The organism is Corynebacterium sp., assembly GCF_030530965.1.
Lineage (GTDB): Bacteria > Actinomycetota > Actinomycetes > Mycobacteriales > Mycobacteriaceae > Corynebacterium.
In genome coordinates, this window is the sequence record NZ_JAUMTY010000007.1 from 30496 (window position 1) to 43562 (window position 13067).

The 13067-nt window shown below is 59.5% G+C and carries 11 protein-coding genes; 1 reads left to right on the top strand and 10 read right to left on the bottom strand.

All coding sequences use genetic code 11. The features are described 5' to 3' along the window. Window positions 1-195: 195 nt before the first annotated feature. The 5 genes from Q3981_RS02725 to Q3981_RS02745 form a co-directional block, all read right to left on the bottom strand. Window positions 196-705 carry a hypothetical protein gene (locus tag Q3981_RS02725; protein WP_303123651.1) on the bottom strand — a complete coding sequence of 170 codons (510 nt, stop codon included), beginning with the start codon at window positions 703-705 and terminating at the stop codon, window positions 196-198. 80 nt (window positions 706-785) lie between these two features. Then, complete coding sequence (locus Q3981_RS02730) at window positions 786-1427, bottom strand: DUF1707 domain-containing protein (RefSeq protein WP_303123653.1); 642 nt, start codon at window positions 1425-1427, stop codon at window positions 786-788. 75 nt (window positions 1428-1502) lie between these two features. Beyond that, on the bottom strand, window positions 1503-2981 hold the full coding sequence (locus Q3981_RS02735) for a nucleobase:cation symporter-2 family protein (protein WP_303123655.1): 1479 nt from the start codon (window positions 2979-2981) through the stop codon (window positions 1503-1505). 43 nt (window positions 2982-3024) lie between these two features. Further along, the gene (locus Q3981_RS02740) at window positions 3025-4815 is read right to left on the bottom strand and encodes a biotin carboxylase N-terminal domain-containing protein (RefSeq protein WP_303123657.1); all 1791 of its coding nucleotides are present in this window, start codon (window positions 4813-4815) and stop codon (window positions 3025-3027) included. A 362-nt stretch (window positions 4816-5177) separates the two neighbouring features. Continuing rightward, complete coding sequence (locus Q3981_RS02745) at window positions 5178-6053, bottom strand: sulfurtransferase (RefSeq protein ID WP_303123659.1); 876 nt, start codon at window positions 6051-6053, stop codon at window positions 5178-5180. A gap of 355 nt (window positions 6054-6408) precedes the next feature. Here Q3981_RS02745 and Q3981_RS02750 point away from each other — a divergent pair, with 355 nt between their 5' ends. After that, window positions 6409-7473, top strand: a complete 1065-nt coding sequence (locus Q3981_RS02750) for a Cj0069 family protein (RefSeq protein WP_303123661.1) — start codon at window positions 6409-6411, stop codon at window positions 7471-7473. A gap of 112 nt (window positions 7474-7585) precedes the next feature. Here the strand turns inward: Q3981_RS02750 and Q3981_RS02755 are convergent, their stop codons facing one another. The 5 genes from Q3981_RS02755 to Q3981_RS02775 form a co-directional block, all read right to left on the bottom strand. Then, window positions 7586-8200, bottom strand: a complete 615-nt coding sequence (locus tag Q3981_RS02755; RefSeq protein WP_303123663.1) for a hypothetical protein — start codon at window positions 8198-8200, stop codon at window positions 7586-7588. A 36-nt stretch (window positions 8201-8236) separates the two neighbouring features. Continuing rightward, the gene (locus Q3981_RS02760; RefSeq protein WP_303123665.1) at window positions 8237-8704 is read right to left on the bottom strand and encodes a DUF3151 domain-containing protein; all 468 of its coding nucleotides are present in this window, start codon (window positions 8702-8704) and stop codon (window positions 8237-8239) included. 94 nt (window positions 8705-8798) lie between these two features. After that, on the bottom strand, window positions 8799-9446 hold the full coding sequence (locus Q3981_RS02765; RefSeq protein ID WP_303123667.1) for a TetR/AcrR family transcriptional regulator: 648 nt from the start codon (window positions 9444-9446) through the stop codon (window positions 8799-8801). Further along, complete coding sequence (locus Q3981_RS02770; protein ID WP_303123669.1) at window positions 9443-11227, bottom strand: ABC transporter ATP-binding protein; 1785 nt, start codon at window positions 11225-11227, stop codon at window positions 9443-9445. Before Q3981_RS02770 ends, Q3981_RS02765 begins: the two co-directional genes overlap by 4 nt. After that, complete coding sequence (locus Q3981_RS02775) at window positions 11224-13056, bottom strand: ABC transporter ATP-binding protein (RefSeq protein WP_303123671.1); 1833 nt, start codon at window positions 13054-13056, stop codon at window positions 11224-11226. The genes Q3981_RS02770 and Q3981_RS02775 overlap by 4 nt, the downstream gene beginning before the upstream one ends. Window positions 13057-13067: the final 11 nt, after the last annotated feature.

A 13067-nucleotide genomic window follows, 5' to 3' on the forward strand; every position in this document is an offset into this window, starting at 1 on the left:
GCCGGACGTTCTCTGTGTACCCGTCGCTCTCTGGTTCGGTGACAGAGGCTGCCCGCCACTTGGTCGCTCACGACGACTTGGATTAACGACGGTGTTCGGGGCTTTTGCCCTTAGTGACGGTGCCCGCGGGTTCCCGCTAAAAAGACTGCTAAAAAAGGGCCCGCGTTAAACGAGCCCGCGCCACATAAATCGCTGTTAAATCAGCGTGACGGTGAGCCCGAGATAGCCCTCGGCCCATCGTTTGATTGTTCCCTCGGCTTCCTCAACGGCATCGCCGACGGTTTTCTTCTCTGCGTCCGGTTCATTAGGAACGACGCGAGTCGGGTCACCCGCAGGACGAATGGAGAGAGTCGCGTGCGTGGCCTTGGGAGCACTGTGCGCGTCGTCGCTCGAGGCCGCGTTGTCCTCGGCAGGATCCACGATAACGCCGTCGTCGGAAAAGAGGATGGCCTCTGCGAGCATCTCAACCTGAGTTTGTTCACACACGGCCCAAGACAGCGCCGTCCCCGTCAACCATTGATTGCGACGAAGTTCGATGAAGCTCTCATCAATCGTGCTGCCCGAACCGCCACTGTGTGCCGACTTATCGTTGGAATGATCCGCCCAGTCGGCGGCTAACGTCAGCGCGGGGACGTCGTTAATGCGGTCATCGGCGGACAAAGGACGCAGATAAAAGCGGCCACCGTTCAATTGCATGGGTTCCATGAGAATCAATTTTAGGAGCCAGAGGGAAGCCCAGCGTAGCGTCGTCGAGTGACATTGAGCGCACGCTACAACCCAGACCCCTACCGACGCCGGCGGGCAGAGATTCCCTTCGCGGAATTCACCACGGTGTGTGCAAAATCCATGGCAGAACCCATCGCTTCTTGCTGGATCTCCCGACGCCGCTGCTTCTGCTCCAGCTGCAGTTTCCGTCGCTCCAACTCCAGCTCTTCCTTCTGCAGCCTCAGCTGATCGCGCTGCAGACGCTTCGCTTGGCGGATCCGCGACGCGGTGTGCCACGATTCCGGCCCCACCTTCATGATGTAAAGCAGGATGAAAACCAGGGGGATCAAGAACAAAATGGGTGCGAGCGCAGCATTAATCGCGACGGGCATAGCCAGCAGAGTTGATAACCCCAGCAGCAACCCTAACCGTATATTCCGCCCATACGACGCCGGAGGAAGAACAGTGCCATCGGCCATCGTCACCAGCGATTGAGAGCCCTTCGAAATGGTGGCAGACGGAAGCTCCGGCAAGTCCGTGAACAGGGCGTTGAGGTCATTATTATTCCGCGCGGCAGAGGCCACCGACACCCTCTGGTCGTACTCGTCAATGGTTAAACGGCCCTGTGAGAAGTGGATGCCCAATAACTCGATGGCATGCTGGCGATCCTCATCGCTTACTCGGTAGGTGCCCGAAGGGAAAGGCCCCGTGTTGGTAGGCATCCGAAGCACTCCTTGGTGTCATCGGCGTCGCTGGTCGGGAAACCCGAGCTCACGCGCCGGACATCCCTTTATTCCTCAGGATAGCGCAGTGGGATTGTCGCCGAAGCCATCATGGTCATCGTCGGCAAGACCGTACGACGACCCGCGAGGCGTGTCATGAGCCGTCGTCCCATCTTTGTGCGACGCGGGCGCCCGCGTACCGGTGTTAAACATCAGGTTCAGCACAATCGCAGCCACCGACCCGATGCAGATCCCGGACCCCAGGAACGTCTGCGTCCACGACGGCATCTGGGCAAACAACGTCGGTGACGTCGCCGGCAGCAGCGCCAGCGCCAGCGGAATGGCCACGACCAAAATGTTCGACGAGTTAAACCGCACCGTGGAGAGCGTCCTTACTCCCGACGCTGCCACCATCCCGAACAGCGCAATCCCAGCGCCACCCAATACGGGTGCCGGAATCGCGGCCACGACCGACGCGGTCTTCGGGATCAAGCCGAGGATGATCAGCATTCCGCCGGCGACCGACGTCACCCACCGCGAGCGCACACCGGTAATCGACAGCACACCGATATTCTGCGCAAACGCCGTGTACTGGAACGTGTTGAAGACACCACCAAGCACAGTAGCGGCACCGTCGGCACGCAGCCCGTCGGCAATTCTCTTGTCATCGATGCGGGATTCGGTGATCTCCCCGATGGCGACGATGTCACCGGTGGCCTCCACCATGGTCACCAGGGAAACGATGCACATCGCACCGATTGCCGAGGGGATGAACTCCGGCGTGCCAAAGTAGAACGGTTGTGTGGCGCCGAACCAGTGTGATGAGGCGGTTGAATGCCAGTCGACCATGCCTTGAGGGATGCACGCCACCAGGCCCGAGAGCATTCCGACCAGCACGGAAATGCGGGCGAGCCACGCCGGCCCCCAGCGCTCAATGACGAGGATCAGCACTAGGACGAAAGTCGCGATCAGCAGGTTCTTTCCCGTGCCGAACTCGTGGGTGCCTTTCGCCTCGGAGCCGCCACCAACCCACTCGGCGGCCACGGGCATGAGAGTTGACCCAATAATGAGCAGCACAGTGCCCGTGACCAGCGGCGGGAAGAGCCGCAACAGGCTAGAGAATAGCGGCGCAAAAATGATCATGAACAGGCCGGACGCAATGACTGACCCGTAAATGGCGGGCACACCGTAGTGCGACCCGATACTCACCATGGGGATCGCCGCAGAGAACGTACACCCTTGGATCAGAGGCAGGCGGACACCGAACCGCCACAGACCGACAGACTGAACGATCGTCGCGATACCAGCGACTAACAGGTCGGCGGCAATCAAGTGCGGAATGTCCGACGAGGACATCCGGCCAGCGTCAACTAACGCGTAGCCAACAAAAAGAGGCACAGCCACCGCACCCGCGTAGGCCGCCAGCACGTGCTGGAAACCGAGAATGAGTGCTTTGACTGTGCCAGGCCAGGCGTCGACGGCGATCGCCTGGCCCGAGGGGTTGGGGGAGTGGTTAGGGCTCGAGTGTGATGTGGTCTTAGCAGGGGAGCTCACAAACACTTAGGTTAGTCATGCACCACCTGCCGACGCGCACCGCCTACTTGAGCTCCATCAGTGGATCGCCCTTGGAGACGCCCTTGCCCTCTTCCACATCCAGTCCGGTGACCGTACCGGACTTCGTGGCCTTCACAGGGTTCTCCATCTTCATGGCCTCCAGGACGACGACGGTCTCGCCTTCCTGAACTTCCTGGCCTTCCTCAACATTGACCTTGATGATGGTGCCCTGCATCGGCGCCACAACGGCGTCACCCGACACCGTCTTGCCGCCACCGCGACGCTTCTTCGATTTCTTCTTCTTGGCGCCACCATTGCCGCCACCCAGCGCCAAATCGCCCGGCAGCGCAACCTCGACCCGTCGGCCGTCGATCTCGACAACAACCTTTTGCGACGGGGTGGTGTCCTCATCCGCATCGGTGTCACCCGCGTACGGCTCGATCGGGTTGGTCTCCATCCACTCTTGCTCAATCCACTTCGTGTAGACGTCGAAGGAGGAGCCGTCGCCGACGAAGGCAGGGTTCTTCACGATGTGGCGGTCGAACGGGATCACCGTCGCCAAGCCCTCAACCTGGTACTCGTCCAGGGCGCGGGCCGAGCGGGCAAGCGCCTGGTCGCGGTCCTTACCCCACACGATCAGCTTGGCCAGCATGGAGTCGAACTGGCCACCAATGACCTCGCCCTCGTTAATACCGGAATCCATACGGACACCCGGGCCAGAAGGCTCAACATACTTCGTCACCGTACCGGGCGCCGGCATGAAGTTGCTGCCCGGATCCTCACCATTGATACGGAACTCAATGGCGTGGCCATTCGGAATCGGATCCTCCTTGCGCGACAATTCCTTACCCTCAGCGATACGGAACTGCTCCTGCACAAGATCCCACCCGGTCACTTCCTCCGACACGGGGTGCTCCACCTGCAGACGGGTGTTCACCTCAAGGAAGGAAATCAGACCATCGTCGGCGACCATATATTCGACGGTGCCCGCGCCGTAGTACCCGGCCTCACGGCAAATATCCTTCGCCGACTGGTGCAAACGCTCATTCTGCTCATCGGTCAAGAAGGGGGCCGGGGCCTCCTCAACCAGCTTCTGGAAACGACGCTGCAATGAACAGTCACGGGTAGAGACAACTACGTAATTGCCATGCATGTCCGCCACGACCTGGCACTCCACGTGGCGAGCCTTATCCAGGTACCGCTCGACGAAGCACTCCGACCGGCCGAACGCTGCCATGGACTCACGGACGGCGGAATCGTAGAGGTCACGGACCTCATCCAGGCTGTGTGCGACCTTCATACCACGGCCACCACCACCGAACGCCGCCTTAATCGCAATCGGAAGCCCGTGCTCCTTGGCGAACTCAACAACCTCGTCCGCATCCTTGACGGGTTCCTTCGTCCCCGGAGCCATAGGAGCATTCGCTGCCAGCGCAATGTGGCGGGCCGTGACCTTGTCGCCCAGCTTGCGGATCGAATCAGGAGACGGGCCAATCCAGATCAACCCAGCATTCTCGACGGCCTCCGCGAAGTCACCGTTCTCGGACAAGAAGCCGTAGCCGGGGTGAATCGCGTTCGCGCCCGACTTCTTCGCCGCGTCCAAAATCTTGTCGAAATTCAAGTACGAATCCGCAGATGTTTGGCCACCCAGTGCGAAGGCTTCGTCGGCAAGATGGACGAACGGCGCCTCGGCATCGGGCTCGGCATAGACCGCAACGCTGGGGATTCCAGCGTCCTTGGCGGCGCGGATCACACGAACCGCGATCTCACCACGGTTGGCGACGAGAACTTTAGTGATTTTTTTGGTCTCGATTGTCTTACTGTCGGCGGACACGAAACCCTCCTGTATTCGCTGTGCAACTCTCGGCTGGTGTGCATCAGTAGTCGGTCACGCGGGCAGGCCTGGGCTGGTTAACTATCGTCAACGCCCCATCATCAGGGATCAAGGGCGCTCACACTCCGGCCACGCGGGGACGAACTCGCTGTAATCGTGTCCAGATGCACAAATTCAATGGACAGCTTTAATTGTGGCACAGCGGTGGCTAAGACCCGTGAACTTTAGCGAGCTGATCGCCCTCAATAGGGGGGCTGAATATGAAATAACCCGCAGCGGTGGCGCCACGGGTTGATAAGCAGAGTTCAGTATGAAAATCAATAAGGGGTAAATGTGGGGGTGGTAGAGGAGTGCGGGCTACATCACAGCGGGCGGTCGCCACGCACGATCGGCATCCCGACCATATTTCCCCACTCGGCCCACGAGCCGTAATAGCTCTTCACGTCATCCCAACCCAACAAATACCGCAACACAAACCACGTATGAGCACTGCGCTCACCCGTCACGCAATAGGTCACCGTCGGGTTCGACGAATCCAGCGCGCCGAAAATCTCCCGCAATTCATCCATGCTGCGGAAATTGCTATTCGGATACACCGTTGAATCCCACGGGATGTTCACCGCGCCGGGGATGTGGCCCGTCCGCAATGTGGACTTCGCCGTCGACGAGGCGTCATCGGAGGTCCCGCCGCGGTATTCCTCGGGCGTACGGACGTCGATAAGCTGGGATGATTCGTAGGATTCGCGTAAGTCGCCAACCGAAATTAGCCCGGTCGTGCACACGTCTGGCACGGGGTAGGTGGACTCCGGGTTCTCCGGGACGGCGAATGTCGTTTCCCGCTCGGCCCTGATCCACGCATCCCGGCCACCGTTGAGCAGGCGGACATCCGGGTGCCCGTAGAGCGTGAAAACCCAGAACGCGAAGGCCGCCCACCAGTTGGAATGGTCGCCATAGATAACGACGGTGTCTTCGCGGCGGATCCCTTTCTCGCGCATTAACTGCGCAAACGCCTCGGGGGAGATGACGTTTCTGGTGATCGGATCGGAGAGGTCCCGTCGCCAATCAATGCGAATGGCCGTGGGGATGTGGCCGAGATCGTAGAGCAAACTGTCTTCGTCCGATTCGACGACGCGAACGTCGGGGGTGCCCAGTTTTGCCCCCAACCATTGTGAGGTGACAACTTTTTCCGGGTGGGCGTAGTCCTGAAGCAAGGGGTGGGGGTCAAGTGGCGCGGCCATGGTTCCCAATCCTATAAGAAACATGGGGTGGGGGAAGGGGAGAGTGGGTAGCGATCCCTTCTGCGCAAGTAACAGCGGTGCAATATAACCGCACTCGGGGGTGAAAACGGGTGGTGTTATTTCCCACAGCTCAATATCCAGCGTGACCAGGGGAGGTCTATTAGTGTTTTAGCTGGTACATCCATTAATTCAGGGCTTGTGCAGTAGGGATTAGAGGACTCTGAAGATGGTAGTGACCTGCACCCACATCACATGGGGGTGCGAGACGTAGACAGCGCTCACCCTGTATCCCACAGCGGAGGGCCAGAATCACGTCGATAACACCAACCGACGGCAATACCGAGGAGAATAGCCAGTGCAGAAGAACATCGTTGTGTTCGAAGTTGAAGGCGGAAACGACAAGGGACCCGATGGTCACCGCAAAGACACGATGCCCATCGTTAACGCAATTAAAGCTCACGACGGCTGGGATTCAGAGGTCATCTACTACGACAACACCAAGGCCGACGAGATCTTCGAGAAAGTATCCAAGTCCTCAGGCGGCTACATTTCTCGCGTGAACCCCGGCAACATTCCCGGCGGTGAAAAGGGCTACTTCGAGTTGCTCACCCGCTTGAGCGACGCTGGCCTCGTCGGCATGTCGAGCCCTGAAAAGATGATGGACTACGGCGCGAAAGATGCGCTGGTGAAGCTCAACGACACGTCGCTGGTGCCCTCGGACACGGCAGCGTATTACGACGTTGAAAGCTTCCACGAGACCTTCCCGAAGTCACTCTCGTACGGTGAGCGCGTGCTCAAGCAGAACCGCGGATCCACGGGTTCCGGCATCTGGCGTGTTCGCATCGAGGATAAGGAACTAGCCGACTCCGTTGAGCCGGGCACCGCTCTTCCGCTCGACACCATGCTGGTCTGCACGGAAGCCGTCGATAACCACACTGAGCACAAGAAGCTCGGCGAATTCATGGACTTCTGTGACCAGTACATCGTCGGCGACAACGGCATGCTCGTGGACATGCGCTTCATGCCCCGCATCGTGGAGGGCGAAATCCGCATCCTCCTCGTCGGCGACAAGCCGGTCTTCGTTGTTCACAAGAAGCCAGCCGCCGGTGGTGAAAACTTCTCGGCCACCCTGTTCTCTGGCGCGCAGTACACCTACGACAAGCCGGAAGAGTGGCAGGACCTGATCGACGAATTCGCCGCTGTTCGCCCTGTTATTGCCGACAAGCTGGGTGGCGACGGCAACGTGCCGCTGATCTGGACCGCTGACTTCATGCTTGACGACGGTGAGGACGGCGAGGACACCTACGTCCTGGGCGAGATTAACTGCTCGTGCGTGGGATTCACCTCTGAACTGGACATGGGTATCCAGGAAATGGTTGCCGACGAAGCAATCCGCCGCGTTGAGGAAGCCAACGCCTAACAGCTCTGACTGGTTGTTATAACCCGGTTGTTATAACAATGTGCCCCCATCGATCTGTGATCGGTGGGGGTAATTGGTGTGTAGGTGGCATTAGGGGGCGCTTTATGCTCCGCTATTCCTGTGTTGTTGTGCGGTGAGCCTGACGACGACCTTTGCGACGTAACCACCACACGCGGATAGCGCCGAAAATGGACAGGACGACGACGAGGGCGATGTTGCCAAAGACGTCAAGGATGACGACGCCGATGCCACTTTGGCCGGTCGGGTCCTGGTACGCGAGGTAGATGAACGGGATGGCGAACCCGGCGTAAATTCCTGCCGCGGCGGTGTACGCACCCGTATAGACGCGTGGCGTGAGGCAGGACAGTGCCGACGCCGATCCCACCAACAGAATCATGAAGGCAACGATTTGGTACGGCGTAGTGTCCGTCGGGGGAGGCCACGTCGGCGATGTTGTCGGTGACCAGGTTAAACACACACCGGCCGACACGAGAGATGCCACGATTGACCAGAAGAAGATGGTGAATTCTCGTGTCGCGGGGACGCCATTCGGGGCCCCATTTGCTTCGTCGTCCTCTGCCGCCTGGGTGCCGCTGTGGTTATCCGGTGCTCCACGTCGGCGAGCCGATCGACCCGCTGTTTCAATCCGGTAGGTCGCGCGGATGATGACGTACCACACCATCAGCGGAAGTCCGAAGAAGAATAAGACACCTAGTAGAACTGACATCGGCTGTCACTCCTTATGCCGTCTATTCTGCGCGGACTAGTTAGCGCCGAGCTGATCGTCGATCAGCGCAGCGACGCATGACGGGTCAGAGTCCTCGAGGAGTTTCCGGCAGCGGTCGTATTCGTTATCTTCCCCGATAGTTCGGGCAGCGAGGGCAAGAGCAGCAATAGCCCGGAGGACCCCGCGGTTCGGCTCATGTGACCACGGCACCGAGCCCCATCCTTTCCACCCATTCGCGCGTAAAGCGTCAAGGCCGCGGTGATAACCAGTCCGCGCATACGCGTAGGCAGCAACAGCCGCGCGGCGGTGATCGTCGGACCCCTGAGCAGCGGTCACATCGATGGAACGCAGTGCATCTTCGGCAAGCTCTGCCCATGCGAGTGAACTTGTGGGCACAGCGACGACGACGTCGTTGAGGTTCTTTCCCTCGTCAATCAGCGCTTTGGCAGGATCGGCGGGGAGTTCGACGGGCGCGGGGGCTAAGAAATCACGGTGCTCACTCATAAGCCCAGTTTAAATGCGCCTACATAACAATGCTAGGGACTGGATTGCCTGCCCTTCGCGCAACCTTGGACGCGCCCGCGGCCCCCTTCGTCGGCTAACTAGCTTCAGGCTCGCTATTCCCCGGGCCGATTCCGTGCTCAATACCGGCAATGATGAATTCCACTTTGCTGTCCAGAAAACCTGTTCCCGGCATGTCCTTCATACCAAAGACATCGTCGTTGTCATCGGCTGATGTGGTGTACCGGTCAAGCGGGGTTTCTCCAGCGTCGTCGGTTGTTGTGAAGGACCGCATCTGGATAAATGTGGTGATGGTGATATCACCAATGAAGTCCACGGCGAACGATGCGCACGGGAATCCGCCGGGAATATTGAGGCGAACCAGCCGGTCAATGAGCCTTCTGAAGCCAGGCAGAACACCGATAATCGCCTCGGGTTTGGTCATGATAACCGTGGGCGCCTCGGGGTAGCGGGAAAACAGGTCCCACGATCGGGAGCTGAACAGCCTCAGCGCGTCCTGCCACGTCGTGGCCACGGCCGGGTCATTAATGTGCTCGGCAAGCTTTTGCATCGCCGCTGCTTGTAGCTCGTCCCGCGAGGAAAACATGCGGTACAGCGCCGGGGGTTTAATTCCGAGTTTGTCGGCAACACCCCGGAGACTGAAAGTAGCGACGCCTTCCTCGAGCGCGGCTTGTACAGCCTGTTCCTTATCGAAGACGGGTTTGCGACCGGGCCCGGGACTCAAATTAATGACCATCCTTGTGCTGCTTCGCGGGCACTCCATAGGTGTTGATACATGCCACTCGATGCAATGAGTTCATCGTGGGTGCCGACCTGCACAACGTTACCATCCTCATCGAGCACGACGATCTTGTCAGCATTGCGGATCGTGTTGAGCTTATGCGCGATAACCAGCACCGTTGAGCGATCACGAAGGTCATTAATGGCCTGCTCGATGTGCGCCTCATTATCGGGATCCAATGCCGACGTCGCCTCATCGAACAGCACAATCGGCGCCCGCTTGAGCAGAGCGCGGGCGATGGAAACGCGTTGACGCTCGCCACCAGAGAGCCGGTTTCCGCCCTCACCCACGGTGGAGTGCCACCCGCCGGGGAGCCGTTCGGCAATCTCATGAACCCCGGCCAGGGCTCCGGCGTGGTACACGTCGTCGTCGGTGGCATTGTCGTTTCCGACTTTGATGTTGTCGTACAGGGTGGTGTCGTAGAGATACACATCCTGGAACACCATCGCAATTTGTTCCATCAGCTGCTCAGTGGGCTGGTCTTTGACATCGACGCCGCCGACGCTGACGCTTCCCGAGTCGACATCCCAGAAGCGGGCTATGAGACGGAAGAGCGTTGTCTTTCCGCTTCCCGACGGGCCGACGATCGCCGTGAGTCCGTGTTGAGGTGCCGTGAAGGACACATCATGAATGACGGGGTTGCCGCTGTGGTATCCGAACGTTGCTGACTTCATCGCCACTGTGCCCGGCTCGGGGAGTGATACACGCTTGGCAGGCGTCGGTAATTCGGGAGCGGACATGATCTCGTCGACCTGCCCGATGGGTTGACGCGCAACCTCAATGGCCAGGGTATTGCCGACGATCTCCTCAAGGATCTTGGAGAACCGGAGCGACACACCAATGAACGCAACCGTCGCGATGGGGGTCAACGTGCCGCTTGTGCCCAACACCACGGCCACGATAATGAGCGCCACGGTGATAGCTTGCGCGCCGATCCCTGAGATCACATTGCCCGCCAGGCTTACCCATAGGTCTTTAGCATGGCTGCGGTAGTTGGCCGACCGTGCGCGGTCGAGCGGCTCATACGATTGTGCCCGCCCGGAGGCACGAAGCGACGGCTGCGTGTGCGCGAATTCCACCACGCGGCTGGCGAAGTCGATTTCGGTCGGAATGGTCATCCGTTCGCCGGCCCGTTTCAGAGCGCGGGTCGCCGTCGTTAATAAAAGTATGACCGGAATGGCGATCAAGAAAACGAGCCCGAGCTGCCATGCCCAGAACCAGGCAAGAACGGTCATCACGATCATGGTGGTCAATCCGCGAACGAGTGGGCCGAGGAAGTGCGCCGCGCCCTCGCCGATTTGCATGAGGGACTGAGTGAGGAGGATGGATAACCGCGACGACACCGTGCGGTCGAACCACCCCAGTGGTAGCCGGGCTACTTTATTGCCGACGTTAATAGTGCAATGGCGCAGCAGATCCATGGCTGCCATATACCCCGTTGTTTGTTGGGCGTAGGTCATGACGGCCCCGGCGATGGCCAGAACAATGAGCACCAGGATCCATTGTGGCCATGTGAGCCCCATGGAGGTGCCGCCGTTGCTGTAGGCGGTGATGGCGGGGATCACCGCGAAGATGCCCACGCCTTCGATGATCCCGAGGACGACCGCGAACCACAGGCTGCGGATGAACTTCTTATAGCCCTCGGCGGTGAGGATGTTCCGGAAGTCCTTGATAAGGAGCAGGTTACGTGCCCACGCAAGGGTGGATTGAGATTCAGCGCTCATTGTGCGACTCCTTGGGTGAGGTGCTTCCAGAAAGGCTGCTCGGCCAGTTCATCGGCGGTGCCTTGGGCGACGATGCGACCGTGTTCCATGACGCAAATATGGTCAGCACCGGCGACGGATTCGGCATGGTGTCCGATGGCGAGGACCGTCCGGCCGCGTGCAAGTTGGGCGAGCGCGCGTTGGATGTCCGCCTCACAATCCGGGTCCGTGGCGGTGGTGGCTTCATCGAGGACGAGGACGGGGGCGTCGGCAAGGAGAGCGCGGGCGATGGCTAGCCGCTGCTTCTGGCCGCCGGAGAAGTCCGTTTGCCCGCCGAGGGTGGTATCAAAACCGTGGGGGAGTGCTTCGATGTCGTCGAGAATGTTTGCCTGACGTGCGGCTTCGCGTATTGCTTCGTCGGACGCGTCGGGGCGAGGTAGGGAGATGATGTCGCGGATTGGGAGGTCCTGCAAATAAGGGTTTTGCAGGACGAATGAAACCGTGGAATAGAGTTCCCGTTCGGTTAACTCTGTTAACGGTGTGCCGCCGATGGTGATCGTGCCGGAATCGGGATCACGGAAGCGGGCGAGCATTGTTGCGAGTGTGGATTTTCCGGACCCCGACGGGCCGACGAGGGCAGTCACCGTGTTGGGGCGAAGCCGGAGATTGATATTGCGCAGGGCGTCAACTTTGCCGTCGGCAGTGGAGTAGGCAAAGGACACGTCGGAGAAGACGATGTCCTGGTTGCCGGCGCTTGCTGAAGCATTGTCGTCCTCGGGATTGTGCTCCTCGGGGTAGGGAATTTGTTCTGTATCCAGCACCCCTTTGAGACGTAGCGCTGCGTTGCCCGCCTGCTGATATGCCCACGCAGTCGATCCCAGAACTTCAATCGTCCGTGGGAGGATCAGCGCGATCAATGAGCAGGTGAGAACCTCGGGAACCGTGACCCATCCAGCGCTGGCCATGAGCAGCCCAAACCCCACGTTGATGGCCATGAGCGTCGAGACCGAGATGAACGAGAGCGACAGGGCAGAGGCGCGAATGAGCGGCCCGCACCATTCCCAGTAGAAGGAGGCAAAGTTCTTGCAAGCCTGAGTGAATCGGGCATGTGTCTCTCCGGTTCGTCCGAAGTTCTTGACGACGTAGATACCCTCGGTCAGTTCGACCGCTGCGGAGGAAATATCGCCCAGTTTGTCGTCCATTTCGGCGGTTTTGGTGCCCATGCCGCGCATGGTGAGTGCTTGCAGTGCGCCGTAAATGGGGAACGTGGCGATGGAGAGGAGACCGAGCCTCCAGTCGACGATGAACGCGTACGCCAGGAGAACCAGTGGCCCGGCGACCGCTGCGGTTTGTTCCACGGGAGCGTGGGCGATGAGCGTATGCACTTGTTTGACGTCGTCGTTAATTGCTTTGCGCACTTTGCCGGTTGAGGTATCGCTGAACCACGATAAGGGCGCCCGCGCCAGGGTTTTCACCATGTTGCTTTGGATCGTGTCGCGCAACCGCAAGTCTGCGAAGTGTGAAATGGCTAGCGCAAGCGTGTACAGGAACGCCTGCGTCAGGAAGGCGTAGACAAGGATGATGGCGCTGCGCTTGATGTCGTCGTGGCTACCGTCGTTAAGAAGAAGGTCACCGATGTGGGTGAGTGCGACATAGGGGGCGACGGCGACGATGCACGACGCGAAAGCCAGGATTCTGCACACCAGCAGCCGGCTCTGAACTGGCTTGATCAGCTGTTTGAGTGCGGCTTGGCTGGCTTTCCGCTTGTTCGAGTAACTCTCGGCGTCAACCGTTGGTGCCGATTGTGGCGATGGTGATGGTGTGGAGGTATCAGCGGTAACTGAAGTCATTGTTTTCTCCT

Bases quoted from the DNA above. Each gene is read 5' to 3' on its own strand.
- Q3981_RS02725 (WP_303123651.1), bottom strand. From the start codon at position 705: ATGGAACCCATGCAATTGAACGGTGGCCGCTTTTATCTGCGTCCTTTG.
- Q3981_RS02755 (WP_303123663.1), bottom strand. From the start codon at position 8,200: ATGTCAGTTCTACTAGGTGTCTTATTCTTCTTCGGACTTCCGCTGATG.
- Q3981_RS02730 (WP_303123653.1), bottom strand. From the start codon at position 1,427: ATGCCTACCAACACGGGGCCTTTCCCTTCGGGCACCTACCGAGTAAGC.
- Q3981_RS02775 (WP_303123671.1), bottom strand. From the start codon at position 13,056: ATGACTTCAGTTACCGCTGATACCTCCACACCATCACCATCGCCACAA.
- Q3981_RS02745 (WP_303123659.1), bottom strand. From the start codon at position 6,053: ATGGCCGCGCCACTTGACCCCCACCCCTTGCTTCAGGACTACGCCCAC.
- Q3981_RS02760 (WP_303123665.1), bottom strand. From the start codon at position 8,704: ATGAGTGAGCACCGTGATTTCTTAGCCCCCGCGCCCGTCGAACTCCCC.
- Q3981_RS02770 (WP_303123669.1), bottom strand. From the start codon at position 11,227: ATGAGCGCTGAATCTCAATCCACCCTTGCGTGGGCACGTAACCTGCTC.